Source organism: Mycobacterium sp. IEC1808 (genome assembly GCF_002101935.1).
Classification (GTDB): Bacteria; Actinomycetota; Actinomycetes; order Mycobacteriales; family Mycobacteriaceae; genus Mycobacterium.
The window spans coordinates 1-23,546 of sequence record NZ_LQPV01000006.1 but is presented as its reverse complement, the minus strand read 5'-3'; the positions used below and the strand labels follow the sequence as shown (position 1 = coordinate 23,546).

26 protein-coding genes are annotated in these 23,546 nt (G+C 67.1%); 12 read left to right on the top strand and 14 right to left on the bottom strand.

Annotated features, from left to right (window positions below):
* Positions 1-75: 75 nt before the first annotated feature.
* From AWB92_RS03510 to AWB92_RS03500, 3 genes are all read right to left on the bottom strand, one after another.
* Positions 76-723 (bottom strand): S1 family peptidase, encoded by a 648-nt coding sequence (locus tag AWB92_RS03510; protein ID WP_085184100.1) that lies wholly within the window; start codon positions 721-723, stop codon positions 76-78.
* A 133-nt stretch (positions 724-856) separates the two neighbouring features.
* The gene (locus AWB92_RS03505; RefSeq protein WP_085184099.1) at positions 857-1,108 is read right to left on the bottom strand and encodes a hypothetical protein; all 252 of its coding nucleotides are present in this window, start codon (positions 1,106-1,108) and stop codon (positions 857-859) included.
* A gap of 7 nt (positions 1,109-1,115) precedes the next feature.
* Positions 1,116-1,712, bottom strand: a complete 597-nt coding sequence (locus AWB92_RS03500) for an HdeD family acid-resistance protein (RefSeq protein WP_068187339.1) — start codon at positions 1,710-1,712, stop codon at positions 1,116-1,118.
* A 272-nt stretch (positions 1,713-1,984) separates the two neighbouring features.
* Here AWB92_RS03500 and AWB92_RS03495 point away from each other — a divergent pair, with 272 nt between their 5' ends.
* Positions 1,985-3,172 carry an AI-2E family transporter gene (locus AWB92_RS03495; protein ID WP_142281924.1) on the top strand — a complete coding sequence of 396 codons (1,188 nt, stop codon included), beginning with the start codon at positions 1,985-1,987 and terminating at the stop codon, positions 3,170-3,172.
* A gap of 26 nt (positions 3,173-3,198) precedes the next feature.
* Here AWB92_RS03495 and dmpG read toward each other — a convergent pair whose 3' ends face one another.
* Genes dmpG through AWB92_RS03475 form a run of 4 tightly spaced genes read right to left on the bottom strand, consistent with a single transcriptional unit; the run spans position 3,199 to position 6,627 of the window.
* Entirely contained in the window at positions 3,199-4,215 is a 1,017-nt protein-coding gene (gene dmpG, locus AWB92_RS03490) for a 4-hydroxy-2-oxovalerate aldolase (RefSeq protein WP_085184098.1), read from the bottom strand.
* Between the two features lie 2 nt (positions 4,216-4,217).
* Positions 4,218-5,165 carry an acetaldehyde dehydrogenase (acetylating) gene (locus tag AWB92_RS03485; protein WP_173817340.1) on the bottom strand — a complete coding sequence of 316 codons (948 nt, stop codon included), beginning with the start codon at positions 5,163-5,165 and terminating at the stop codon, positions 4,218-4,220.
* Between the two features lie 11 nt (positions 5,166-5,176).
* Positions 5,177-5,974, bottom strand: a complete 798-nt coding sequence (locus AWB92_RS03480) for a fumarylacetoacetate hydrolase family protein (protein ID WP_085184097.1) — start codon at positions 5,972-5,974, stop codon at positions 5,177-5,179.
* Entirely contained in the window at positions 5,971-6,627 is a 657-nt protein-coding gene (locus AWB92_RS03475) for a TetR/AcrR family transcriptional regulator (RefSeq protein WP_085184096.1), read from the bottom strand. Before AWB92_RS03475 ends, AWB92_RS03480 begins: the two co-directional genes overlap by 4 nt.
* An 88-nt stretch (positions 6,628-6,715) precedes the next feature.
* Between AWB92_RS03475 and AWB92_RS03470 the strand changes: the two genes are divergently transcribed.
* From AWB92_RS03470 to AWB92_RS03455, 4 genes are all read left to right on the top strand, one after another.
* Positions 6,716-8,263, top strand: a complete 1,548-nt coding sequence (locus tag AWB92_RS03470; RefSeq protein WP_085184095.1) for a bifunctional 3-(3-hydroxy-phenyl)propionate/3-hydroxycinnamic acid hydroxylase — start codon at positions 6,716-6,718, stop codon at positions 8,261-8,263.
* 10 nt (positions 8,264-8,273) lie between these two features.
* Positions 8,274-9,122, top strand: a complete 849-nt coding sequence (locus AWB92_RS03465; RefSeq protein ID WP_085184094.1) for an alpha/beta hydrolase — start codon at positions 8,274-8,276, stop codon at positions 9,120-9,122.
* Between the two features lie 23 nt (positions 9,123-9,145).
* Complete coding sequence (locus AWB92_RS03460) at positions 9,146-10,159, top strand: VOC family protein (RefSeq protein WP_085184093.1); 1,014 nt, start codon at positions 9,146-9,148, stop codon at positions 10,157-10,159.
* A gap of 67 nt (positions 10,160-10,226) precedes the next feature.
* The gene (locus AWB92_RS03455) at positions 10,227-11,753 is read left to right on the top strand and encodes a bifunctional phosphatase PAP2/diacylglycerol kinase family protein (RefSeq protein ID WP_085184092.1); all 1,527 of its coding nucleotides are present in this window, start codon (positions 10,227-10,229) and stop codon (positions 11,751-11,753) included.
* Here the strand turns inward: AWB92_RS03455 and AWB92_RS03450 are convergent.
* From AWB92_RS03450 to AWB92_RS03445, 4 genes are all read right to left on the bottom strand, one after another.
* On the bottom strand, positions 11,731-12,603 hold the full coding sequence (locus tag AWB92_RS03450; protein WP_193791384.1) for an alpha/beta hydrolase: 873 nt from the start codon (positions 12,601-12,603) through the stop codon (positions 11,731-11,733). The genes AWB92_RS03455 and AWB92_RS03450 overlap by 23 nt on opposite strands.
* Positions 12,604-12,664: 61 nt before the next feature.
* Positions 12,665-12,841, bottom strand: coding sequence for a hypothetical protein (locus tag AWB92_RS29750; protein WP_156766622.1), 177 nt, complete (start codon positions 12,839-12,841; stop codon positions 12,665-12,667).
* Positions 12,842-12,869: 28 nt separating this feature from the next.
* Positions 12,870-13,010: a hypothetical protein gene (locus AWB92_RS29965; RefSeq protein ID WP_173817339.1), complete on the bottom strand. Its 141-nt coding sequence runs from the start codon at positions 13,008-13,010 to the stop codon at positions 12,870-12,872.
* Between the two features lie 181 nt (positions 13,011-13,191).
* Entirely contained in the window at positions 13,192-13,938 is a 747-nt protein-coding gene (locus tag AWB92_RS03445) for an alpha/beta fold hydrolase (protein WP_085184091.1), read from the bottom strand.
* A gap of 72 nt (positions 13,939-14,010) precedes the next feature.
* On the opposite strand from AWB92_RS03445, the gene AWB92_RS03440 reads away from it, so the two are divergent.
* The 3 genes from AWB92_RS03440 (at position 14,011) to AWB92_RS03430 (ending at position 16,514) form a co-directional block, all read left to right on the top strand.
* Positions 14,011-14,280 (top strand): hypothetical protein, encoded by a 270-nt coding sequence (locus AWB92_RS03440; RefSeq protein ID WP_085184090.1) that lies wholly within the window; start codon positions 14,011-14,013, stop codon positions 14,278-14,280.
* 8 nt (positions 14,281-14,288) lie between these two features.
* Complete coding sequence (locus AWB92_RS03435) at positions 14,289-14,672, top strand: integrase (RefSeq protein ID WP_085184089.1); 384 nt, start codon at positions 14,289-14,291, stop codon at positions 14,670-14,672.
* A 288-nt stretch (positions 14,673-14,960) separates the two neighbouring features.
* Positions 14,961-16,514, top strand: a complete 1,554-nt coding sequence (locus AWB92_RS03430) for an LCP family protein (protein WP_085184088.1) — start codon at positions 14,961-14,963, stop codon at positions 16,512-16,514.
* A gap of 18 nt (positions 16,515-16,532) precedes the next feature.
* On the opposite strand, the gene AWB92_RS03425 is transcribed toward AWB92_RS03430, so the two are convergent.
* Positions 16,533-17,324 carry an SDR family NAD(P)-dependent oxidoreductase gene (locus AWB92_RS03425; RefSeq protein ID WP_085184087.1) on the bottom strand — a complete coding sequence of 264 codons (792 nt, stop codon included), beginning with the start codon at positions 17,322-17,324 and terminating at the stop codon, positions 16,533-16,535.
* A 65-nt stretch (positions 17,325-17,389) separates the two neighbouring features.
* On the opposite strand from AWB92_RS03425, the gene AWB92_RS03420 reads away from it, so the two are divergent.
* Positions 17,390-18,280, top strand: coding sequence for an NAD(P)-dependent oxidoreductase (locus AWB92_RS03420; RefSeq protein ID WP_085184086.1), 891 nt, complete (start codon positions 17,390-17,392; stop codon positions 18,278-18,280).
* On the opposite strand, the gene AWB92_RS03415 is transcribed toward AWB92_RS03420, so the two are convergent.
* Both AWB92_RS03415 and AWB92_RS03410 read right to left on the bottom strand, forming a co-directional pair.
* On the bottom strand, positions 18,263-19,093 hold the full coding sequence (locus AWB92_RS03415) for an SDR family oxidoreductase (RefSeq protein WP_068107774.1): 831 nt from the start codon (positions 19,091-19,093) through the stop codon (positions 18,263-18,265). The two genes, AWB92_RS03420 and AWB92_RS03415, sit on opposite strands and share 18 nt — an antisense overlap.
* Before the next feature lie 73 nt (positions 19,094-19,166).
* Positions 19,167-20,084, bottom strand: a complete 918-nt coding sequence (locus AWB92_RS03410; protein WP_068107772.1) for an enoyl-CoA hydratase — start codon at positions 20,082-20,084, stop codon at positions 19,167-19,169.
* Between the two features lie 253 nt (positions 20,085-20,337).
* Between AWB92_RS03410 and AWB92_RS29250 the strand changes: the two genes are divergently transcribed.
* The 3 genes from AWB92_RS29250 to AWB92_RS03400 all read left to right on the top strand — a co-directional run.
* The gene (locus tag AWB92_RS29250) at positions 20,338-20,502 is read left to right on the top strand and encodes a hypothetical protein (RefSeq protein WP_142281923.1); all 165 of its coding nucleotides are present in this window, start codon (positions 20,338-20,340) and stop codon (positions 20,500-20,502) included.
* Positions 20,503-21,963: a trehalose-6-phosphate synthase gene (locus AWB92_RS03405; protein WP_068107770.1), complete on the top strand. Its 1,461-nt coding sequence runs from the start codon at positions 20,503-20,505 to the stop codon at positions 21,961-21,963.
* 927 nt (positions 21,964-22,890) lie between these two features.
* Positions 22,891-23,546, top strand: a 656-nt coding sequence (locus AWB92_RS03400; protein WP_085184343.1) for a PE family protein, incomplete at its 3' end; no start/stop codon positions are given.

Genomic DNA, 23,546 nt, shown 5'->3' with positions numbered 1-23,546 from the left:
CGGACGCTGATAAACGCCGCTCCGCCGGATACCCGATCCCGCAAATTGCAAACGCCAGTTCTCAGGGCCGCGGCCTCAGGGCAGTACGTGCAAGCCCCACCTGCCGAGCAGTGGATTCACGAGTGCGAAGTACGTCGTGTAATCGTCGTCATCGGGCGAGGACATCAACAGGCCGACGGCGCTGACGGTGCCGTCCGGGTTCTTCACGAAGCCGGGGCTGCCGCTGTCGCCGTTGAGGCTGTACACGCTGGCTTCGACGACGTCGCCCTCGATGCCCTTGACGGCGCCGCACGTCTCACCGGTGACAGCGCCGATCTTGCAGAACGGCATGCCGACCTGAATCTGGTTCGCGCTCAGCACATCCCGGACCACATACCGGCCACCGACGTGGCCGACCGGCGTGCCGACGCTCGGATCAAGGCGAATGATCGCGGCATCCCTCGTGTCGGCTTCGTGCTCGCTGGCCGTGATCCGGCCCAGCGGCACGTTATCGCCGTAGGTCCACGCCGAGCCGTCGTGCGCGTCGCAGTGCCCGCTGGTCATCAGGTAATAGCTACCGTCGTTGCCTTGGGCGGCGAAACCCGCTGTGCACCTGCTGCTTTCATCTTCGACCCTGATGCCCGGCTCCACACCCGGATTTGCCCACACCGGACTCGCCAAGCCCACCGCGGCAATGACGACGGCACCGACCAGCCCCAACCCCCGCAACCACCGCACGGTCACGCCGCCTCTCTTCTCGTGTAGGGCAGCATGTTAACAGCGCGACCACCGGCCCGCGCTACGAAGTGGCGTGCGACGCCGTCAAGCGCGGGTGCTCGGAGGGTATGGATTTGTTATGGACAACGACAGAGACTGATCAGCATTGTGCGCCCTCGGCTATGGTCAGCTCCCAATCCAGCCACGCCGTCGCATAGCGGATCTTCTTCTTGGCGTCATCGATGGCTTCGGGCTTGAGCCGCAACCGATCGAGGATCCGCTCGGCAACATGCCCCGAGTGATCGGATAACCCTTCCGCTCCGCAACTGCAGGACACCCCCGAATCGTCGACATCCTGCACCGCGCGGTGCTTTTCGATGATTTCGCGAATGGGTGCGATCAAATCGGGCATGCCGACCTCAGCTGGCGGCACCGGCCAGACGCCCCATTCCTTGCACCGCGTGGTCGGCGGTCCTGCGGGCCCGCAATGCCCAGACGATTTGACAGATTCCGATGACCACAAGCCACGCCCCAGTGACGAGCGCAAGCATCACGATGCTGTCGAAAGGCCAGGTGATTATGACCATGCCGGCGATGGTTGTGAGGATCCCAAGGAAGGTGTGCCATGGCCGCTCCGGCAGCTCCGGATGGCTTATCGCCAGCACCGCCTCCGTGACGCCTTGGAAGATGAAGCCGACGCCGATCCAGATCGCCAGCAGCAGAACCGCGTAGCCGCCGCCGAAATGCCGGAAAGCCAGCACGCCCAGGACAACCGAGAGCGCTCCGGAGATGAAGTACAGCACCCGGCTGGCGGCCGGCACATCGAACGTCAGCGCGAAAGCGACCTGCGCAATGCCCGAGACCACCAGATACGCGCCGAACAACACCGCCGCGACGAGGATCGATTTTCCGGGCCAGATCAGCACCACCACGCCCAGCGCCAGGGCCATCACCCCGGACGCCAGGACCGTCTTCCACAAATCACGAAATATTTCCGGTGTCTGCACTGCGGTCATGGCACGCTCCTTAACGCCTTGTGGTATCCGCATCCAAAATCGTGCGGCTTTGCGGGCCGCGCACCTAGGGCACAAAGTCCCTGATCCGCGGTGAATCGCCGCGGTCGGAAGCGTCTGTCTGGCAACCGCTTCGGCCGAACGGCGACAGGAGCGCTCCGAACGCCCGTGCCTGCCGGTAGGCGCGTGTCATTGCGACCGGATGAGCCCCGCGCCCGTCACGCTGTAAAGACGTCGGGCCAGGAGCTGCCCGGCTCGGGCCGATGAAACGGGGCATGCAGGTGGTTGACAACCCGGAGCCACAACAAGACCTTGCCGATCGGGGCCATCACCGGTTGGTGGGTCGCCCACACGGCGCCGACGAAGGACCGATCGTCGACGCCGAACAGCGCGCCGCGCAACTGCGTTCCGACACACATCAACTCGGCCGGCGCGGGCAGCCGTTCAACAGGCGCTCCCCGTTCGTTGTCGGGCTGACCGCGTCAGCCGGCGTGGCCGTGACGTATGGCGCGGTGCTCGTCCTCGGGTCAATGTCGTCGGTGCTGGTGTTGATCGGCTTGGCGATGTTTTTCGCGCTCGGACTCGAGACCGCCGTGTCGTGGCTCGTCAACCGCAGGGTGCCGCGCTGGGCGGCGGTCACGATCGTGCTGACGGCCGTGTTCGCCCTCATCGCCGGCACATTGGCCGCGACCATTCCCCCGCTGGTGCAAGAGGCGCGTCAGCTCGTCGACCAACTGCCCCATTACCTGCAGCACGCCCAGGACCGTTCGTCCCTCATCGGCAGGCTCAACGAACGCGTCCACCTGCAACAGCGAATCACCGACCTGGTCAACGGGTCCGGCCGGTTCACCGTCGCGGGGATCGTCCGGACCGGGTCGGAGGTGTTCGGCGTCATGTCGCACGTCGGCATCGTGGCAATGCTTACCGTTTACTTCCTCGCCGACATGCGCCGCATCCGCGCCGGCTTCTACCGCCTCATGCCCAACTCTCGGCGGCCGCGCGCCATCCTGATCGGTGACGAGGTGGTGGCCAAGTTTGGTGCGTATCTGTTTGGGAACGTGCTGACTTCGGTGATTGCGGGGGCCGCCACCTTTGTGTGGTGTCTCGTTCTCGACGTCCCATACGCGGTACTGCTCGGCGTAGTGGTGGCCGTCTTGGACCTCTTCCCATACGGCTCGACAGTGGGCGGATTCATCGTCGCCGCGGTCGCGCTGAGCGTCTCGATCCCCGTCGCCATCGTGACCGTTCTCTTCTACATGGGCTTCCGGTTGGGCGAGGATTATCTGTTGACGCCCAAAATCATCGGCCGTGCGGTGCGAGTGCCGGCCGGCGTTACCGTGGTCGCCGTGCTCCTCGGCGCGGCGTGGCTGGGCGTGGTCGGGGCGTTGGTGGCGATCCCGCTCGCGGCGGCCGTGCAGCTACTCATGCAACAGCTGCTGTTCCCGGTGCTCGACGAGGCGTGAGCCGCGCCGAATACCCTCGGGAACGGTCAGCGCGGCGCCGCGCCCGACAGGTCCAGGGCGATGTCGACGAGCATGTCTTCCTGGCCGCCGACCATCCCGCGACACCCTGCCTCGACCAGCAGCGTTCGCGCGTCGACACCGAACCGCTCCGCCGCCGCCTCCGCATGGCGCAAGAAGCTGGAGTACACCCCGGCGTAGCCCAGCGTCAGCGTCTCGCGATCGACGCGCACCGGACGTTCCTGCAGAGGGCGGACGAGGTCGTCGGCGGCATCCTCGAGGGCATTGAGATCGCAGCCGTGCTCCCAGCCCATGCGGGTGGCGGCCGCGATGAAAACCTCCAGCGGTGCGTTGCCCGCGCCGGCACCCATGCCGGCCAGGGACGCGTCGACGCGACGACACCCGTGCTCGACAGCGACCATCGAGTTGGCCACGCCCAACGACAGATTGTGGTGAGCATGGACGCCTATTTCGGTTTCCGGACAAAGGTTTTGGCGCACCGCGTCGACCCGCTCGGCGACGTCGCGCATGGTCATGGCGCCGCCGGAGTCGACGACGTACACGCAGCCGGCCCCGAAGCTTTCCATCAACTTGGCCTGCTCGGCCAGCCCCTGGGGAGTGGTCAGGTGGCTCATCATCAGGAATCCGACGGTGTCCATGCCCATCTCGCGGGCCGCGGTGATGTGGTGTGCGGAGATGTCGGCCTCGGTGCAGTGGGTGGCGACCCGCACCACGCCGGCCCCGGCCCGGTGCGCCGCGGCCAGGTCCCTGATCGTGCCGACGCCCGGCAGGATCAGGGTCGCGATCTTCGCCCGGCGCACCACGCCGGCGACCGCCTCGATCCACTCCAGGTCGGTGTGGCCGCCGAAGCCGTAAACGCAGCTCGAGCCGCCCAGCCCGTCGCCATGGGCGACCTCGATCGAATCGACGCCCGCGGCGTCCAACGCCGCGGCGATGTCGGCGACCTGCCGCAGCGTGTATTGGTGGCGAACCGCGTGCATCCCGTCCCGCAGCGTAACGTCGCTGATGTAAAGCGACTTGTCCATCGTTACACTCCTACGTTCGTCATCTCGTGCGCGGCAATGCTTTTGGCGGTCGCCAGCGCCGCGGAGGTCATGATGTCGAGGTTGCCGGCGTACGCGGGAAGGTAATCCGCGGCGCCCGTCACCTGCAGCAGCGTGGTGACTCTCGTGCCGATGAACTTCCCGGTCTCGGGAATATGTAGCGGCTTGTCGGGACCGAAGGTCTCGAACTGCACCGGCTGCTTGAGCCGATAACCGGGAACGTAGTCCTGGACCCGCTCGATCATCGCCGCGATGGACGCCTCGATGGCGGTTTGGTCGCAGTCGCCTTCCACCAGGCAGTACACCGTGTTGCGCATGATGACCGGCGGATCGGCCGGATTGAGGACGATCACCGCTTTGCCGCGCTGCGCCCCGCCGACGACTTTCAGCGCGGTCGCCGTGGTCACGGTGAACTCGTCGATGTTGGCCCGGGTGCCCGGGCCCGCGGACTTCGACGAGATCGCTGACACGATCTCGGCGTAGGACACCGGCGCCACCTGGTTCACCGCGGCCACAATCGGGACGGTGGCCTGCCCGCCACAGGTCACCATGTTCAGGTTGGGCTCGTCGATGTGGTCCTCTAGGTTGACCACCGGCACACAGAACGGGCCGATGGCGGCGGGAGTCAGGTCGAGCACACGTACACCGGTGTGGCGCAGGGCCTCCCAGTGCTTGACGTGGGCCTCGGCGGACGTGGCGTCGAACACCAACCGGATCTGGTCGAAGCCCGGCATCGCCAGCAGCCCGTCCACGCCCTGCGCAGACGTCGGCACGCCGGCCCGCTTCGCCCGCGCCAGCCCGTCGGAGGTCGGATCGATTCCGATCAACGCCGCCATCGTCAGCGGTCCGTCACTGCGCAGGATCTTGAGCATCAGGTCGGTGCCGATGTTGCCGGACCCGATGATCGCCACCGGGAATTGTTGACTGGCCATGGGTTTCTCCTCTACTCAAACGTGATGCTGACGGCGCCCAGGGCGGTGATCGTGGCCGCGGCGCGGTCGCCGGCCCCGACAAACGCGGCCCCGGTGTAAGAGCCGGACATCACGAACTGCCCCGCGTCGATTCCGGTTCCGTACTCGGCCAGGGCGTTCGCCAGCCACGCGACGGCGACGGCCGGATCGCCCATGACGGCGGTGCCCTGCCCCTTTTCGACCAGCACGTCGTTCAGGTACAGCGCCGCGGTGGTGCCGGACAGCGGCGGCGCGTCGGAGATCGGGACCCACTCGCCGAGCACCACCGCACCAGAGCTGGCGTTGTCGGCAATGGTGTCCGCCAGCGTGATCCGCCAGTCGGCGATGCGGCTGTCGACGATCTCCAGCGCCGCGGCCACCGCTTCGGTGGCCGCCATCACCTCGGCGACGGTCACCCCCGGGCCGCGCAACGGAGCCCGCAGGAGAAACGCCACTTCGGGTTCCACCCGGGGCGCACAGAACGCAGCTCTCGGCACCGAAGTCCCGTCGGTCAGCACCATGCTGTCGAGGACATAGCCGAAGTCGGGCTCGCTGACACCCAGCAGGCTTTGCATCGGCGCGGAGGTCAGCCCGATCTTGTGGCCGCACAGCAGCGCGCCATCAGCCAGGTGGCGGGCCAAGTTGCGCCGCTGCACCGAATAGGCTTGCGCCACACCGAGATTCAGATAGGTATCGGTCAGCGGCGGGATGGGACTGCTGCCCACCTGCGCCGCATACAGCCGCCTCGCGGCGTCGTCGAGCTGCGGGTCACGTGCGGTCACATCGATCATGTCGGTTCTCCGGACTCCAAAAGCTTCGCCGCCGCCTGGAAGACCAGGCGCACATGCAGGTCGAACAGCTTGAGCAAGTCGACCGAGTCGCCGCCGACCTCCTTGGCGATGAACAGGCCGTCGGCTCCGGCGATCGCATAGGTGGTGAGCAGGCGCACGCCTTCGGCGTCGAGCTCGGGGGCAAGGTCGCGCACGACCGCCTCGAACCGGTGAAACGCGCGGTCGCGGACCTCGAGGAACATCGCCCTGGCGCGCGGCTCGACCGGGCGGCGCTCCAGCGCCAGCATCAGGCCCAGCCGGAGGAAGTCAGGGGCATCCAGCAGCGCCTTGGCCACCTGCATCCCGAGCTCGTTCACCCGCTCTGCGGCCATTTCGCCACCCGGCAGGTCCAGGACCGCCATCCACCGCCCGAAACTGCGCTCGATGACGGCGGCGATCAGGTCGTCCTTGTCGGCGAAGTGCCAGTAAATGGACGTCGGCGGCAGGCCGCTCTTCTTGCTGACCAGGGAGATGGTGGTTCCTTCGTAGCCGCGTTCGGTGGCGACCTCGGTCGCCGCATCGAGGATCCGCTCGCGCGACTGTTCCCCGTTGGCCCGGGTGCGCCTGCGGCCGCGAGGTGCGGTTGCGCCCGTCTTTTCGGGTTCTGCCGTCACGTTCCCTCCTTTTTGGGTGTTGACGCTCACGCTACAAGAGCTTACTGTATGGATCGCTACATTAACAAGCCTGGCGAAGGGGCCGGAAATGAAAGACCAGAAAACCTATGACGTGGCGATCGTCGGCTACGGCCCGGTCGGCTGCACCGCGGCGAACCTGTTGGGCCAATTGGGCCTCAACGTCGTCGTGGTGGAACGCGACCCCGACATCTATGCGCGAGCGCGCGCCATCTCGACCGACGAGGAGGTCGTTCGGATCTGGCAGCAGGTCGGGCTGGCCGATCGCCTCAACGCGGACATGCAGCCCGGCCGCGGCGCCAACTTCGTCGACGCCAATGGCGTGCCGTTCGTCAAGCTGCTACCGGTCTCGCGCGGCAACGGCCACCCGCCGCAGCAGTTCATCTACCAGCCGGCGCTGGAGAAGGTGCTCCGCGAAGGCGTCGATCGCTTCCCCAACGTTTCCATCCTGCTCAAGCACGAATGCCTACGCCTGGTCCAGAAGGACGACCACGTCGAGCTGATGCTCGCCGACCTCGACGCCGACGAGTTCCGCCGGATCCGGGCCTCCTATGTGATCGCGGCCGACGGCGGATCGAGCGCGACCCGCGCGCAGCTGGGTGTCGGGTTCGGCGGCCGCACCTACGGCGAGCGCTGGATCGTCATCGACACCAAGGTGCTCAAGGAATGGCCGGGCCACGACCGGCTGCGGTTCCACTGCAACCCCGAACGGCCCACCGTCGACTGCCCCACCCCGCTGGGACACCACCGCTGGGAGTTCCCGGTACGCGACGAGGAGGACGAGAAGGACCTCCTGCACGAGGAAGCAATCTGGAACGTGCTGCGCGGCCAGGGAATATCGCCGGACAACGTGCAGATCCTCGGCTATGCCTGCTACAGCCATCACGTCCGTTTCGCCGACCGGTGGCGGGTGGGCCGGGTCTTCCTGGCCGGCGACGCCGCCCACGCGATGCCCCCATGGATCGGCCAGGGCATGTGCGCCGGCGTGCGCGACGTGGCGAACCTGTGCTGGAAGCTCGGCGCCGTGCTCAACGGGTCGCTGCCGGAATCCGTGCTCGACACCTACCAGACCGAGCGGATGCCGCATGTCAAGGAGGTGACCAACCGCGCGGTGAAGACCGGCAAGCTGATCATCCAGCGCAACCGGTTTCGCGCGGCGGCCCGCAATCACATCTTCCGCACGGCCAGCAAGGTGCCGGGCTTCCTCACCTGGCTGCGCAACCACCGCTGGATCCCCGACGCGCACTACCAGGAAGGCCTGCTGGCCCGCAACGGCAACCGGGCCGTCGGCTGGCTGGTCCCCCAGCCGCACGTGCGCGACGAAAAGGGTGACAGCGTGCGCCTCGATGACGTGATTGGCGGCCGCTGGACCGTGCTGCACACCGGCCCGGGATCCGACTGGCCGGACTGGCGGGCCGTGGGCATTCCGGTCATGCAAGTCACTCCGCCCGGAAGCGTTCCGCGTGCCGACTGCGTCGTCGACACCGATGGGTCGCTAACCGCCTGGCTCGCCAAGAAGGGCGCGTCGGTGGTGGCCGTCCGGCCCGACGGCTTCGTCTACGCCGGCGCCGCCGCCGGTCAGCCCCTGCCACCGCCGCCAGCCGGCTTCAAATCTTAAGGGAGACAACATGACTACCGCCACCCTCACGGAACGCACGGTCCGGGTCAAGGGGAAGGAGATCTTCCTCGCCGAGACGGGCAGCGGCCCCGCCGTGGTGCTGTTGCACGGCGGCGGACCGGGCGCGTCGGGCGTGTCCAACTACACGCGCAACATCGAGCCACTCGCCGAGAACTTCCGGGTCATCGTTCCGGACATGCCCGGGTACGGCCGCTCCACCAAGGGTGTCGACCGGCGAGATCCGTTCGGATACCTCGCCGATCACATCCGGGGGATGCTCGACGAGCTCGGCATCGACAGCGCGCACCTGGTCGGTAACTCCTACGGCGGATCCTGCGCGCTGCGGCTCGCGCTGGATACCCCGTACCGAGTGAACAAACTCGTGCTGATGGGTCCCGGTGGCGTCGGGACAAGCCGCGGGCTGCCCAGCGCCGGCCTGAAAAATCTGCTGGGCTATTACGGCGGTGAGGGACCGAGCCTCGAGAAGCTGCGCACCTTCATCCGCTCGTACCTGGTGTATGACGCGGACTCGGTGCCCGACTCGCTGATCGAATCCCGTTACACGGCATCGATCGATCCCGAGGTCGTCGCCAACCCTCCACTGCAACGCCCGTCCGGGTTGCGCACCCTGTGGCGGATGGACTTCACCCGCGACCGCAGGCTCAGCAGCCTCTCGACGCCGACGCTGATCATCTGGGGTCGGGACGACAAGGTGAACAAACCCGGCGGGGCGGAAATGCTGGCCGAGCGGATGCCCAACGCCGACGTCCTGTTCGCCGCCAACGCCGGACACTGGGTGCAGTGGGAGCGCGCCGAACTGTTCAACGCGGTCACCACCTCTTTTTTAAAACCTAGCTAACGCAACAGATTACAAGGATAAAGATGTCTACCACTCAAAAGGCTTCGGTGTTCGGCAACGTGCACCTGGGTTACGTCGTGATTGAGACCGAAAAGATCAGCGACTGGAAGCGCTTCGGCCGCGACGCGATCGGTATGCACCTCGACGACATGGCGCCCGACACGATTCGATTCCGCCTCGACGACAACGAATGTCGCGTGCTGCTGCGGCGGGGGCCGGCCGAGGACGTGGTCGCGCTGGGTTGGCAGCTCGACGGCCACGCGACGTTCGACGAAATCAGTCGCCGCGTCGCCGACCACGGCGTGCCCTCGGTCGAGGGCACCGATGAAGAGGCGAAGCTGCGCGGGGTCGAGCGCTTCCTGCGATTCCCCGGCCCGAACGGCCTCGCCCAGGAGATCTACACCACCGCCCGCACGGCGCCGCTGTCGCTGGAGATACCGGGGCGCGGATTCGTCACCGGCGCAGGCGGAATGGGCCATCTCGCCCTCACCACGAAGAATCCGCACCTGGTCCGCGGCTATTACAACCACGTCTTCGACGCCCGGCTGTCGGACTACATCGACGAGACAATCAACGGCCTCAAGCTCAAGATCCGGTTCCTGCGAGTCAACGAGCGTCACCATTCCGTGGCAATCGCCGCCGCAACAATGTTGCCTCTCAACCCGATTCGCACTCGCGTCCAACACGTCAACGTGCAGGTCGCCACGCTCGACGATATGCTCACGTCGTATCAGCGGGTGAAGGGGCTCGGGTTTGACATGGCCCTGTCGGTCGGCCAGCACACCAACGACAAGGAACTGTCCTACTACGCGGTGACCCCGTCTGGGTTCGAGTGGGAGGTCGGGTGGAACCCGATCGTCGTCAACGAATCGACCTGGGAGCCGACCACGCACCAGGGCATCAGCATCTGGGGCCACAAGCCGGAAGGGCAGACCGTCATCGACAAGCTGCGCCAGTTCGCGGTGGCCGCGCGCTCGCTGCGGTACCGCGAAGACACCGTCGCGTCGCTGAGCGAACCCGGAATCGCCGACGACTAGCGCCGCCGCCATATCGATGACTTTGGACCCTACGCAGGGGTTCTGCGGACCGACACGATGACGCGTTATGACGTGGCGGGCGCAGACATCGCGCGGAGTCCGCGAGGTCACCCGGGGTCTCGCAACCCTGGACGATGAGGTGTTTGCCGCGATCGCGGACACCCGAAATCCTCTGCTGGACAAGGCGATGCCGGCGCTGAGTCGCGCCGCAGACCACTCCAAGCTGTGGCTGGCCATCGCGTTGGCCATGGGGATGTCGGGCAATCGGTCGGCTCGGCACGCCGCCGGTCGAGGCGTCGCAAGTCTTGCGGTGACCAGCCTGGTGACCAATCAGCTGGCCAAGCGCATCTGGCGGCGGCAGCGCCCTTATCGCGGGCTGGTTCCCCCGATGCGACGCCTGCGAAGATATCCGAAGTCGCATTCCATGCCCTCCGGGCACGCCGCCAGCGCGGCCGCCTTCGCGATCGGCGCCGGCCTGCAAAGCCCCATGCTGGGTTTGGCCCTGGCGCCGCTTGCCGGGCTCGTCGGCTTGTCGCGTGTCGCGACCGGCGCGCACTATCCCGGCGACGTCCTGGCGGGCTTCGGCATCGGCGCATCGATAGCCGTGGTGGGCGGCCGCCTAGTCCCGCCGATCGTCGAGCACCATCTCCCGCCCGCCGACCCGCTGCGCATCGATGTGCCGCCCCGCCCCGACGGCGCCGGCCTGGTGCTGGTCGTCAACCCGGCGTCGGGCAGCGGTACCGGGCGGCGCGTCATCGGCGAGGTCCGAAGGGAACTGCCCAAAGCCGAAATCATCGAATTGACACCCGAAGACGACTTGGTGGAGCTGCTTCGCGACGCGGCCGAGCGAGCCGAGGTGCTTGGAATCGGCGGCGGCGACGGCACCGTGGCGTGCGCCGCGGGAATTGCGGCCGATCTCGGCCGCCCACTCGCGGTGTTCCCGGCCGGCACGTTCAACCATTTCGCCAAGGACATCGGTTGCGATCACGTAGCCAAGACGATTCGGGCGATCCGACAGGGCACGACTTCGCGCGTCGACCTGGTGTCCTTCAACGACACCCGCGTGGTCATCAACACCGCGAGCATCGGCGCCTATCCGAGATTCGTGCGGACGCGAGAACGCTACGAACGCAAGGTCGGCAAGCCTCTCGCGGCGGCCTACGCGACGTTTCACAGCTTGCGCCACGATGCTCCGGTGCGAATCAACTACGGCAACAGGGACATTCAGGCGTCTCTGTTCTTCCTGGGCAACTCGACGTACGTGCCGTCCGGCTTCGCGCCCGCGCAGCGCAACCGGATGGACACCGGCCTGATCGACGTGCGGATCCTCGAGGCCGGCCGCCGGTTCGGCAGGCTGCGGATCATGACGGCGCTCGTGCTCGGTCGCCTGCAACGCAGCCGGCTCTATCACGAGCAGCACGTCCCGGAGTTCAGCTTCACCGCCGTCGACGGGCCGACCGCCGTCGCGCTGGACGGGGAACTGGCCGGATACTTCGACGACGCCAGGTTTCGCGCTCGCTACCGCGTTCTTCAGGTGTTCAGCCCACCGCCATTGCTTCGCGGTTTCGGCGTCAGCCGCCCACGTGGCGGGTGAGGAAATCGAGGACCGCCTCGGCGAAGATGTCGTTGCGGTCGCCGGCGACCATGTGTCCCGCCCCGCGCACATCGGTGAACTCGACCTGCGGGAAGCGGGCGAGGAACTCGTCCGCGCGCTCCTGGCTGACCAGGTCGCTCACCTGACCCCGCACCAACAGCATCGGCACGCCGTTGCGCACGATCGCCTCGACGGCGGTGTGCATGCGGTCGGCGTCGGTGACTTCGAACGGAGGATACGGGGCCGTGCCGCTGATGAATTGCGGGTCCCAATGCCAATACCAGCGATCGCCGCGTCGGCGCAGGTTGGTGGTCAGGCCGTCCAGATCGGTGGGCCTGGGACGGTGCGGGTTGTATTCGGCGATCGCGTCCGCAACTTCATCGAGCGAGGCGAATCCTGATTCCACGCGCTCGGCCATGAAGCTGTGGATGCGGTTCGCGCCGGATTGCTCCATGTTGGGCACGATGTCGACGAGGACGACGGCGCTGGCGGTGCCCGGCGCGAGCTCCCCCTCCAGCAGCATCGTGGTGAAGCCGCCCAGCGACGCGCCCACCAGCACAGGCTGCGGCGGCAGGGTACGCAACACCTCCTGGACGTCGGCGGCGAAGCTGACCACGCGATAGTCGCCCTCGCTCGACCAGTCGGATTCGCCGTGGCCGCGCAGGTCGATGGTGACCGCCTGGAAGCCGCGCTGGGCGACGGCCGCGGCCGCCTTGGCCCAGGAACGACGCGTCTGTCCGCCGCCGTGCAAGAACACCACGGCGCGGGCCTGGGGGTCGCCCAACCGGTCGGCGACGATGCGGACGCCACCGGGGCCCTGGGTCGAGAACGTCTCGGGCGCGGTAGTCACCAGGAGATAGTAAGACCCTCTCGAGATCTCCGGGCGTTTCCGTCGCCCAAGAGTTGCTGAATCAGCCGGCGCGCCGGCCGCCGGAGGAAGCCCGGTTGACCCCGACGAACTTGGTTATCCGCAGGAAAAGCCGACCGAGACGACTGCCCGCGCGTTGCGAATCCTTGATCCGCCCGAGGGTTTGCTCGCCCTCGGCGGCATAGTCCTTGACCGTTTCGTCGCCTTCTTCGGCGCGCATGCGTCATCTCCATCCGTGGTCGGGTCTGTCATGCCGGCAGCTGGCGCTCGGGCGGGTCCGCCGGCGTCAGGCGCTCCGGCGGGTCCGCCGGCGTGAGCCGTTCGGGTGGTTCCGCCGGCGTCAGCCGCTCGGGCGTCTCGTCCGGGGTACCGGGTTCGGTGTCGATCATCATCGGTGCGTACCCGCCGGGCGCGCGTACCAAAACGAACGGAAGCCGAAGGTCCGGCTCCCGCGTTGAGTGTGCATTGAGGGCTTTGGGTGTGTAGTGAGGGCTGAGAATCGTCGAAAAACCCGCCCTCACCTCACATCGAAAGCCCTTCTTTCACACTCGACGCGCCCCGAAAAATGGCCTAGCCGAGCGTTTCCCAGAAGCGCGTCAATGCCGCCGCGCCCGCCGCCGGATCCTGCACCATCCACCAGTGCCCGAGCCCGTCGAGCACCTCGGTGCGCGCGCCCGCCCGGTCGGCGGCGCGGCGCCGGTTGTCGGCCGCCCCGATGAACGGGTCCTCGGTGGCCAGCAGCGAAAGCCCCGGCCGGGCCGCGGCCTTCTCAAGCCCGCGACCGGCCTCGGCCAGCGCGGGCTGGCGCGCCGAGCGGTACAGCGACAGGATGGCCCGACCCATTTCCGGCCCCTGCTCCGGGGCGATCGAGGTCGCGATGTCTGAGGGGATGCCAAAGGCGGCCATCCGCTGCGCGCGGTCCTCGACCGTGCCGCCGAGCAGCGTGGCCACCAGCTCTTCGCCCTCACCTGGCGTCTGCCACGTCTGCGCGAAGTCGTGCCACACGTAGTCGGGGTCGAAGAGCCCGACGACGTCGCTGACCCAGCTGCGCACGAGTTCGGGCCGGTGCATCACGGCATTCACCACGTGGCCGCCGCCCCAGTCGTGCCCGACGAGATCGATCGGTCCCTCGATGCGCTCGAGCTCGGCCTCGAGCCAGGCGCGGTAGGCCAGGTAGGTGGCCGGGAAATCGTCGGGCAAGGGCGCCCCGAAGCCCGGCGGCGACAGCAGCACCACATCCTGGCGCCCGAGGGCCTCGACCAGCGGGCCCCAGATGGCGGCAGTCTCGGGATTGCCATGCACCAGAACCACGGTCATGGCGAATATCGTGGCATGACACGACCGTCCGGCGGGAGGGCCAGCCGCCGGGAAGACGCTTACACTCCTTTGATGCATCCTGTGCCGACCCGGCACGCAGCCAACAGAGTCCCGGTCGCGGTCGTGCTGCTTGTCGCGCTGGTAATCGGCATCCTCGCGATACCGGTCAAGCAAAGGTGCGGTGCGCCGGGCCTGTTTTGCGCGACGGCGGTGGATCCGCAGGGCAATATTCACTATTACTACGAGGTGGAACCGGTCGGCGTATACCTCGCCGAAATCATCGCGGGCTCAAATATTCGCCTCTTTTACAGCTCGGGCGAAGATTTGGTCAAGGCGGGCTAGGGGGCCAGATGTGGCGACGTGGCGGCACCGCGGCAACGGGAATGCTCGTATCGGCACTGCTGATGACGAGCGCGCCCGCCGGTGCGGTGTCACTCGTCGGCGCGCGCCAAAGCGCATGCGGCACAAGCGCTTTCTGCCCGGCCGATCCAGCACCCGACGCCGGTGACCAGGCCACGGCGGAGCAGAAGATCAAAGACGGCTACATCCAGAAGCAAATCAATTGCACGCCAAGCCTGCCGCCCAACCCCCAGTCGATCACCTGGGATCCGCCCGGCTTCGCGCCGAACGTCGGCGGCTCCGGTGTCATTCGGGACGCCAATCCGCAACTTGGTGGCCAATATCGCGCCGATTACGTGAACGGCAGATGGCACATCGAATACCCCTATTGCTGAACGGCCTTGGCCGGCCAACATTTGATGCCGGCGGTGTAACAAGTCGGGCTCGATCTCGGCACGATCGCGGTGGGCAGGCTCGGCGATAGCGGCCAAAGGCGCTGGTCAGAGCCCGATTGACGGCTTAAAATCCGGGTATCCCCGGCAGGTGAGCCAGCTTACATCGACCCGCTTAATTGGAGGGTTCATAGCAAGCTAACGCATACTTGACAGCATGCTGCAAGCGACATCACCGCAAACCACGATTGCGGTGGCGGGTGGTGCGCTGGTCACGGGGCGAGGTTTTTGATGGCACAGTCTGGTGGCGCACATCGTCGCCACCGCGCCGTTCGGCAACCGTCGCGCCTTCGCAAGGCGCTGACGCGCAGCTTGATGACGCTGGTATCGGTGGCGGCCGTGCTGATGACGGGCACGGGATACTACGTGGCTCACGGCGCGCTGGGCGGCATCACCGTCTCGGATGCCCTGTCGCCGGAGGACCCACGGTCCAGCGGCGACAACATGAACATCTTGCTCATCGGACTGGACTCGCGCAAAGACCAGGACGGCAACGACCTGCCCTGGTCGATCCTAAAGCATTTGCACGCAGGCGATTCCGACAACGGCGGCTATAACACCAACACCCTCATACTCATCCATGTCGGGGCCGACAACAAAGCCGTCGCCTTTTCTATCCCGCGCGACGACTGGGTGCCGTTCAACGGCGTGCCCGGATACAACCACATCAAAATCAAAGAGGCATACGGGCTTACGAAGCAGTACGTCGCCAACAAGCTCGCCAGCCAGGGCAGCATCACCCAGAAGGAACTCGAGACTCGGGGCCGTGAGGCGGGCCGGGCGGCGACGCTGCGCGCGGTGCGCAGCCTGACCGGCGTCCCGATCGACTATTTCGCCGAGGTCAATTTGGCCGGCTTCTACGACTTGGCGCAAACCCTGGGCGGCGTGGAGGTGTGTCTGAATCACGCTGTCGAGGACTCGTATTCGGGTGCGGACTTCCCAGCGGGCCGGCAGCGACTGGACGCGTCCCAAGCGCTGTCGTTCGTCCGGCAGCGCCACGGCCTGGAAAATGGAGACCTGGATCGCACGCACCGGCAGCAGGCGTTCCTGTCGTCGGTCATGCAAGAACTGCAGGCGTCGGGCACGTTCACCGACATCGACAAGCTCAAGAGCCTGATGGCGGTGGCGCGCAAAGACGTTGTGCTGTCGGGGGGTTGGGACGAGGACCTGATCCAGCGGCTGGGGTCGCTGGCGTCCAGCGGCAACCTCGAATTCCGGACGCTGCCGGTGGTGCGTTACGACAACATTGACGGGCAGGACGTCAACATCATCGACCCGGCGGCGATCAAGGCCGAGGTGGCCGAGGCGATCGGGGCGCCGCCGCCGTCGACCACAGCCGCCACCACCGCCGCCAAACCCAGCCCGTCCACCGTCGTCGACGTAATCAACGCGGGCGCCATGAGCGGCATGGCCAGCGAGGTGTCCCGCGCGCTGAAGAAGCGCGGGTACACCGCGGGTCAAGTGCGCGACCGCAATTCGGGCGAACCGACCGCCACCACCATCGAGTATGGCGCCGGCGCGGAAACCGACGCGCACAACGTGGCGACCCTGCTCGGGCTCGACGCGCCCAAGCAGCCGAACCCTACGATCCAGCCCGGGCACGTCAGGGTGACCGTGGACACCGACTTCTCGATGCCGCCTCAGGACGAGACTGCGATGGACGACACCACCACGACGACGACCAGCAAGTCGAACACGTACTACTACAACGGCACGACGACCACGTATCCGACGCCCGATCAAGGAAAGCCGATGGCCGCCGGCGGCGTGCCGTGCGTTAACTAGCCGCGGTCAGGCAGCCAATCACGCGTGGGTTCCGCCGTCGATGCGGATCTCGGTGCCGGTGATCCAGGCGCCGTCGTCGGACACCAGCATGGCGATGACACCGGCGATCGCGCTCGGCTCGGCCATGCCGGCGCCGCTGGATTCGACGGTCGTCGGCAGGATCGGCATGAGCCGCGGAAACAGCGACCAGTCCGCGTCTTTGGGGATGTATCCACCTGTCGCGTCGGTGATTCCGGACTTTATGCTTCCGGGCGCCACGCACGCCGCGCGCAGGCCGTCCTTGGCGTATTCGAGCGCCAGCGAATGGGTGAAGGCCTGGATGCCGCCCTTGCTCGCGGCGTAGGCCGCCATGTAGGGATGGGCGAACGACGCCGACGTGGAGCTGAAATTCACGATGGCGCTGCGCGGATTGCCCAGCAGCGTCGGAAGCGCCTCGCGAACCACCAGAAACGTTCCGGTGAGGTTGATCCCGACGATCCGGTTCCACAGTTCGAGGCTGGTCTCGTGGGTGTGCGCGGCGCGCAGGATGCCGGCCGCGTTGACGAGCGAATCGAGTCCGTCGAGCGTCTGCACGGCCAGGCGGACGCCGTCGATCACCGAGCCCTCGTCGCCGACGTCCATCGGCATGGTGGTGAGCCGTCCGGCGGTTCCGGCCTGATCCGCGCTGGCCCGGGTGGCGGCCAGGCCGTCCTCCGCGATGTCGGATGCCACCACGGCAGCGCCCTCGTCGAGCAATCGCAGCGCGCTGGCCTGGCCGATCCCGGACGCTGCGCCGGTCACCAGGATCCTCTTGCCCTCGAGTCGCTTCATTGCTTCTCCCGTCGGTTGGCCCGGCCATCATGGTAAAGAGCGGCCGTCACGGGCAGGCTAGACGCATGGACATTGGATTCGTTGGGCTGGGCAACATGGGTCAGGGCATGGCCGCGAACTTGATGAAGGCCGGCCACCGCCTCAACGTGTACAACCGCTCCCCCGAGAAGGCGGAAGCCCTCGCCCGGCAGGGCGCGACCGCGGCGAGCAGCGTCGCCGAAGCCAGTCGTGGCGACGTGGTGTTCACCATGCTGTCCGACGACCGGGCCGTCGAGGCCGTCACGCTCGGTCCCGACGGGATCGTCGCGTCGCTGGCACCGGGCGCCACGCACGTGTCGTCGAGCACGATCAGCGTCGCCCTCTCCGAGCGACTGGCGGCCGCGCACGCCGAGGCCGGTCAGCGGTATGCCGCCGCGCCGGTGTTCGGCAGGCCCGAGGCCGCTTCCGCGGCAAAGCTTTTCGTCATCGCCGCGGGCGCCCCGGAGGTGTTGCAACCGTTGTCGGACCTGTTCGACGCGATCGGGCAGCGGACGTTCGTGGTGTCCGAGCAGCCGCACACCGCCAACCTGGTCAAGCTGAGCGGCAACTTCCTGATCGCGTCGGCGATCGAGAGCATCAGCGAGGCCGTCGCGCTGGTCGCCAAGGCCGGCGTCGACCGCCAGCAGTACGTCGACATCCTCACCTCGACGCTGTTCGCCGCGCCGGCGTATCAGACCTACGGCGGGCTTATCGCGCGGCAGGAGTTCGAGCCGGCCGGGTTCGCGGCCCGGCTCGGTCTCAAGGATGTCCGGCTGGTGCTCGCCGCCGGCGAGGACCTGGAGGTGCCGCTGCCGGTGGCCAGCCTGCTGCGAGACCGCTTCCTCACCCTGGTCGCAACGGGCGGCGGACACCTGGACTGGTCCGCGCTCGCCGCGCTGGCCGCCCGCGACGCGGGCAGCTCAGACCACCCCGCGTAACCCCTCGGCGCCGAAGGCGGGTTCCAGCATCGCGGAGAAGTCGGGGCCGCGCCGCAGGATGTGGCCGCCGTCCACGTTGATGCACTGCCCGGTGATCCAGCTGGCTGCATCGCTTAGCAAGAACATCACCAGGTTGGCGACGTCCTCGACCTCACCCACCCGTGGCAGTGGCGTGCACTGCCGGTAGTCCGCGCTCAGTTCCGGTGATTCCGTAATGGGCACAACGAGATCCGTACGGATCAGGCCGGGGCGGACGCTGTTGACCCGCACCCAGGACGGACCGAGTTCGTCGGCGGCCAGCTGCATCATGTGGTCGACGGCCGACTTGGTGACGCCGTAGGCGCCGAACCACCGATGGGTGTTGCTGGCCGCGATCGACGAGATCCCGACGAAGGAACCGCCGCCGCCGCGCACCAATTCGCGTGCGGCGTGCTTGAGCACGTACATGGTGCCGTTCACGTTGAGATCGACCGTGCGCCGCCACGCCTCCGAGTCGATCTGGGTGATCGGCCCGATGGTCTCCGACCCGCCCGCGCAATGCACCGCCCCGTGCAGCCGGCCATGCCACGCCGTTGCGGCGTCCACAGCGCGGGCGGCCTCCTCCTCGTTGGTGATGTCGGCCGGCTCGTAGCGGATCGCGCCGCTCGCCTTGAGCACTTCGATCTCTTGGACCGCGGCCGCCAGCCGGTCGGCGTTACGCCCGACGATCATGACGGAGGCGCCGGCCGCGACCAGTCCGGCGGCGACCCCCTTTCCGATCCCGCTGCCACCACCGGTCACCAGGTACGTCCGGTTTACGAAAGAAAGCTGCACGCCGCGCCTCTCATGCCGAAACTGAAACGGGTTCTAGCATAGGCGAGCGGTCACAGCCGCCACACGGGTCACGCTAGGGCGTATCGCGGCGGGCGATCTGCGTGGGCTTCGCGTCGCGCCAGTCCTCGACGTCGGGTGGGAGGCCGACCGCGTATCTGTTCTCGTTGTGGGCGGCCCAGTGCGCGTGGCCCAGCTCGTGAATGTGGAATGCGTGCCGCAGCGCCTCGGTGAATCCCATCGCGTCGGAGGCGGCGTTCACCGAGTCCTTGACGAGCAGCGCCGCCATCGTGGGCCGGTCGGCGATGCGCCGGGCGAACTCCAGCGTCTTCTCCGCCAGCTCGTCGACCGGGAACACCTTCGACACCATGCCCAACCGGTAGGCCTCGTCGGCGTCCAGCGCATCGCCGGTCAACAGCAGCTCCTTGGCCTTGCGCGGCCCGAATTCCCAAGGGTGGGCGTAGTATTCGACGCCGGGCATCCCCAACCGCACCGCCACGACGTCGCTGAACTTCGCGTTGTCGGCCGCGACGATCAAGTCGCAGGCCCAGATCAGCATCAGCCCGGCCGAAATCGCGTTGCCCTGCACCTGGGCGATGGTGATCTTGCGCAAATCGCGCCAGCGGCACGTGTTCTGGAAGAAGTAGTGCCACTCCTGCAGATAGATCTTCTCCGCGATGGGATCGCGGGTGCCGCCGTTGATGCGGAAGCTGGGCAGCTGGCTGCGCTCGGCGATCGCCAACTCCGAGCCCAGGTCGTGGCCGGCGGAGAAGTTCTTGCCGCGCGCCGCCAGGATCACCACCCGCACGGTGTCGTCGGCCTCGGCGCGCAGGAACGCCTCGTCGAGCTGCACGAGCAGGCCGCGGCTCTGCGCGTTGTGGGCCTCGGGCCGGTTGAGCCAGATCCGGGCGATGCGGCCGTCGTCGAGGGTTTCATAGGCCACCAGCTGTTCGGCGTCGGTCGCTTGAGTGCCGGCTTGGTCGGAGAGTGTCATTCCGCCCACCTACCTTTGGTCATCGGGGTCATGGGGCTCCGTTACAAGTTGGGGTCGATCCGTAAATGCCGGGCCGACTCTCTGCACATTACGGCCACCGCCCGCGATCCGGATCCCCAGGGGGCGCGGCGCCGCCCGAAGCGCTTCCCACAGCGCAACGGGATCCGCCCTGACCAGCAACGACAGCGGGTGCGGGCCGGTCGCCGGCGCGAGACGCCTGCAGGCGAATATCGACGTCGCCTACAGTTGTCTTATGCCTACGAAATCTGATCCTGGCGAACTCGGCGATGTGGAGCCCCTGGCCGACAGCACCGCGAGCCAGGCCAGGCGAGTGGTCGCCGCTTACGCGAACGACGCCGACGAGTGCCGCGTCTTCCTGTCCATGCTGGGTATCGGACCGGCAAAACACGACACCTAAATGACTCCCAGCGGGGGCCAACAATTCGGCAATTCCGATTTCGTAGTGGTGGCCAATCGGCTGCCGGTCGACCTCGAGCGCCTTCCCGACGGCACCACCGCCTGGAAACGCAGCCCCGGCGGCTTGGTCACGGCCCTCGAGCCGCTGCTGCGGCGCCGGCGCGGCGCGTGGGTCGGGTGGCCGGGGGTCGCCGATGACGACGACGAGCTGGATTACGAGCCCGTCGTCCAGGACGACCTCCATCTGCACCCCGTGCGGCTGACCTCCGACGACGTCGCCGAGTACTACGAGGGATTCTCCAACGCCACGCTGTGGCCGCTGTACCACGACGTCATCGTCAAACCCATCTACCACCGCGAATGGTGGGACCGCTATGTCGACGTCAACCGCCGCTTCGCCGAGGCCACGTCGCGCGCCGCGGCCCGCGGGGCGACCGTGTGGGTGCAGGACTACCAGCTGCAGCTGGTTCCCAAGATGCTGCGCGAACTGCGGCCCGACCTGACCATCGGTTTCTTCCTGCACATCCCGTTCCCGCCGGTGGAGCTGTTCATGCAGCTGCCGTGGCGCACCGAGATCGTCGAGGGCCTGCTCGGGGCCGACCTGGTGGGCTTCCACCTGCCCGGCGGTGCGCAGAATTTCCTGTTCCTGTCCCGGCAGCTTATCGGCGTCAACACCTCCCGCGGCGCCGTCGGCGTCCGGTCGCGATTCGGCGAGGTGGAGCTGCCGTCGCGCACCGTGCGGGTGGGCGCCTTTCCGATCTCGATCGACTCCACCGCGCTCGACCATGCGGCCCGCGACCGCGACGTGCGCCGCCGAGCGCGAGAGATCCGGGCCGAGCTCGGCAACCCGCGCAAGATCCTGCTCGGCGTCGACCGGCTCGACTACACCAAGGGCATCGACGTTCGGCTGAAGGCCTTCTCGGAGCTGCTCGCCGAGGGCCGCGCGAAACGCGACGACACCGTGCTGGTTCAGCTCGCGACACCCAGCCGCGAACGCGTGGAGAGCTACCAGATCCTGCGCAACGACATCGAGCGCGAGGTCGGCCACATCAACGGCGAATACGCCGAGGTGGGTCATCCGGTGGTGCACTACCTGCATCGGCCGGTCCCCCGTGACGAGCTCATCGCGTTCTTCGTGGCAAGCGACGTCATGCTGGTGACCCCGCTGCGCGACGGGATGAACCTTGTGGCCAAGGAGTACGTCGCCTGCCGCAGCGATCTCGGCGGCGCGCTGGTCCTGTCCGAATTCACCGGTGCCGCAGCCGAACTCAGGCAGGCGTACCTGGTGAACCCGCACGACACCGACGGCGTCAAGGACGTGATCGAAGCGGCGCTCAACCAGTCCCCCGAGGAGGGACGGCGGCGCATGCGCGCGCTGCGACGGCAGGTGCTCGCGCACGACGTGGACCGCTGGGCGCGCTCGTTCCTCGATGCGCTCGCCGAGTCGCATCCCCGCGCCTGAAACCAGACGCGCTGGGCTGAACGCAGCCGCGCTCACCCATATCCGGCCGCTGCCGCGGCTGGTTGGCCGCCCGGTAAAACGCGTGGCAGTTTCAACGAATACCGCTAGTGAAAACTGGTCTTGTTTGCTGGCAAAACTCTCTGGTGCTCCGCTATTTGTCGACCGGCCAAAGCGGCCGCAGGGCCTCCCGTTGCCCGCTAAATCGCTGAAGATGTCTTGATTGGCTGACCGAACCGGTCGTACGATGCGAACCTGCCTATCGATGGGAGCGTTCGAATCGAAATCAATTCCGAGTCGTAAGTGAGCGCGGCCCCATAACCACTCCCGGAGGCGACAGTTCACTCTAAGGGCCGACTCTTGTCCGTTTCGCGCGCCCCGGAAGTCGTGCGAATCTTCACATGAAGCGCTAACGATGTCTGACGCACTAATATTGCCGTACGCAAGTCTCCGCTGAGACCGCGGACCATTCGGTTGGTCCGTTGAACAGGCGATTTACGTACTTCAAAATTGCGGATCGCCTGGCAGGAAAGCGGCATGACCGGGACAGGTCGTCCGGCAGGGGAAGAAGTCATTGATTCCCAGCGGTAATAACCCGGTGCGCGGTAGAGAATTATTGATCGCCGTCACCGCCACGGTTGTCTGTTTGGTTCGGCCGGCGCGAAGACAGTTGTCGAAGGCGGCGAGTTCGGGTTCGAGTCGGCACCGGCATGCCGGCGAAAATTGCCGGCCCGCTATAGCTGTCCAACGAATATAAGGACGTACTTCCGACGGAGACGCATTGCCCCCGCGACCTTGGCAAAGCCAGCCTCGAACCAAGATTTTCAATAAAACAGTGGAATTTGCTGTAATGACAGCGATACGCTGCTGTCGTTTCTGATTTTCCTCGGTGACCAAACGGGCGAAAGCCGAACTGTCGGGAGGTACGGAATGTCTTTTGTGATCGCGGTGCCGGAGACGGTGACAACGGCGGCGACAGATTTGGCGGGCATCGGGTCCGCGATCAGCATGGCCAACGCGGCCGCGGCGTCGCCCACCACCAAGGTTTTGGCTGCGGGCGCGGACGAAGTGTCGGCGGGCATCGCGGTGGTGTTCGGCGAGCACGCCCAGGCATTCCAGTCCATCAGCGCCCAGGCGACGGCCTTTCACGACCAGTTCGTCAACGCCCTCACTTCCGCTGCGGGAGCGTACGGGGCGGCCGAGGCCGCCAACGTCTCACCGCTGCAGATCCTCCAGCACGACGTGCTGGGCGTGATCAACGCACCCACCGAAGCGCTGTTCAAACGCCCATTGATCGGCAACGGCGCCACGGGGCAAACCATCAACGGGGTGGGGCAGCCCGGAGGGCCCGGCGGGATCTTGTTTGGCAACGGGGGTGCCGGCGGCAACGGCACCAATCCCGGCGCGCCCGGCGGCGCGGGCGGGCACGCCGGCCTCATCGGCAACGGCGGCCGAGGCGGGCAGGGCGGGACGGGCGGGACGGGCGGCGTCGGCGGCCGGGGCGGATGGCTGATCGGTTCCGGCGGCGCCGGCGGGGCCGGCGGGATCGCCACGGCCGTCGGCGGCACTGGCGGCATGGGCGGGGC

Coding starts and splice junctions, on each gene's coding strand:
- AWB92_RS03505 (WP_085184099.1), bottom strand. CDS start 1,108: ATGCCCGATTTGATCGCACCCATTCGCGAAATCATCGAAAAGCACCGC.
- AWB92_RS03500 (WP_068187339.1), bottom strand. CDS start 1,712: ATGACCGCAGTGCAGACACCGGAAATATTTCGTGATTTGTGGAAGACG.
- AWB92_RS03495 (WP_142281924.1), top strand. CDS start 1,985: ATGCAGGTGGTTGACAACCCGGAGCCACAACAAGACCTTGCCGATCGG.
- dmpG (WP_085184098.1), bottom strand. CDS start 4,215: ATGGACAAGTCGCTTTACATCAGCGACGTTACGCTGCGGGACGGGATG.
- AWB92_RS03485 (WP_173817340.1), bottom strand. CDS start 5,165: ATGGCCAGTCAACAATTCCCGGTGGCGATCATCGGGTCCGGCAACATC.
- AWB92_RS03480 (WP_085184097.1), bottom strand. CDS start 5,974: ATGATCGATGTGACCGCACGTGACCCGCAGCTCGACGACGCCGCGAGG.
- AWB92_RS03470 (WP_085184095.1), top strand. CDS start 6,716: ATGAAAGACCAGAAAACCTATGACGTGGCGATCGTCGGCTACGGCCCG.
- AWB92_RS03465 (WP_085184094.1), top strand. CDS start 8,274: ATGACTACCGCCACCCTCACGGAACGCACGGTCCGGGTCAAGGGGAAG.
- AWB92_RS03460 (WP_085184093.1), top strand. CDS start 9,146: ATGTCTACCACTCAAAAGGCTTCGGTGTTCGGCAACGTGCACCTGGGT.
- AWB92_RS03455 (WP_085184092.1), top strand. CDS start 10,227: ATGACGTGGCGGGCGCAGACATCGCGCGGAGTCCGCGAGGTCACCCGG.
- AWB92_RS29750 (WP_156766622.1), bottom strand. CDS start 12,841: ATGCGCGCCGAAGAAGGCGACGAAACGGTCAAGGACTATGCCGCCGAG.
- AWB92_RS29965 (WP_173817339.1), bottom strand. CDS start 13,010: ATGATCGACACCGAACCCGGTACCCCGGACGAGACGCCCGAGCGGCTG.
- AWB92_RS03445 (WP_085184091.1), bottom strand. CDS start 13,938: ATGACCGTGGTTCTGGTGCATGGCAATCCCGAGACTGCCGCCATCTGG.
- AWB92_RS03440 (WP_085184090.1), top strand. CDS start 14,011: ATGCATCCTGTGCCGACCCGGCACGCAGCCAACAGAGTCCCGGTCGCG.
- AWB92_RS03435 (WP_085184089.1), top strand. CDS start 14,289: ATGTGGCGACGTGGCGGCACCGCGGCAACGGGAATGCTCGTATCGGCA.
- AWB92_RS03430 (WP_085184088.1), top strand. CDS start 14,961: ATGGCACAGTCTGGTGGCGCACATCGTCGCCACCGCGCCGTTCGGCAA.
- AWB92_RS03425 (WP_085184087.1), bottom strand. CDS start 17,324: ATGAAGCGACTCGAGGGCAAGAGGATCCTGGTGACCGGCGCAGCGTCC.
- AWB92_RS03420 (WP_085184086.1), top strand. CDS start 17,390: ATGGACATTGGATTCGTTGGGCTGGGCAACATGGGTCAGGGCATGGCC.
- AWB92_RS03410 (WP_068107772.1), bottom strand. CDS start 20,084: ATGACACTCTCCGACCAAGCCGGCACTCAAGCGACCGACGCCGAACAG.
- AWB92_RS29250 (WP_142281923.1), top strand. CDS start 20,338: ATGCCTACGAAATCTGATCCTGGCGAACTCGGCGATGTGGAGCCCCTG.
- AWB92_RS03405 (WP_068107770.1), top strand. CDS start 20,503: ATGACTCCCAGCGGGGGCCAACAATTCGGCAATTCCGATTTCGTAGTG.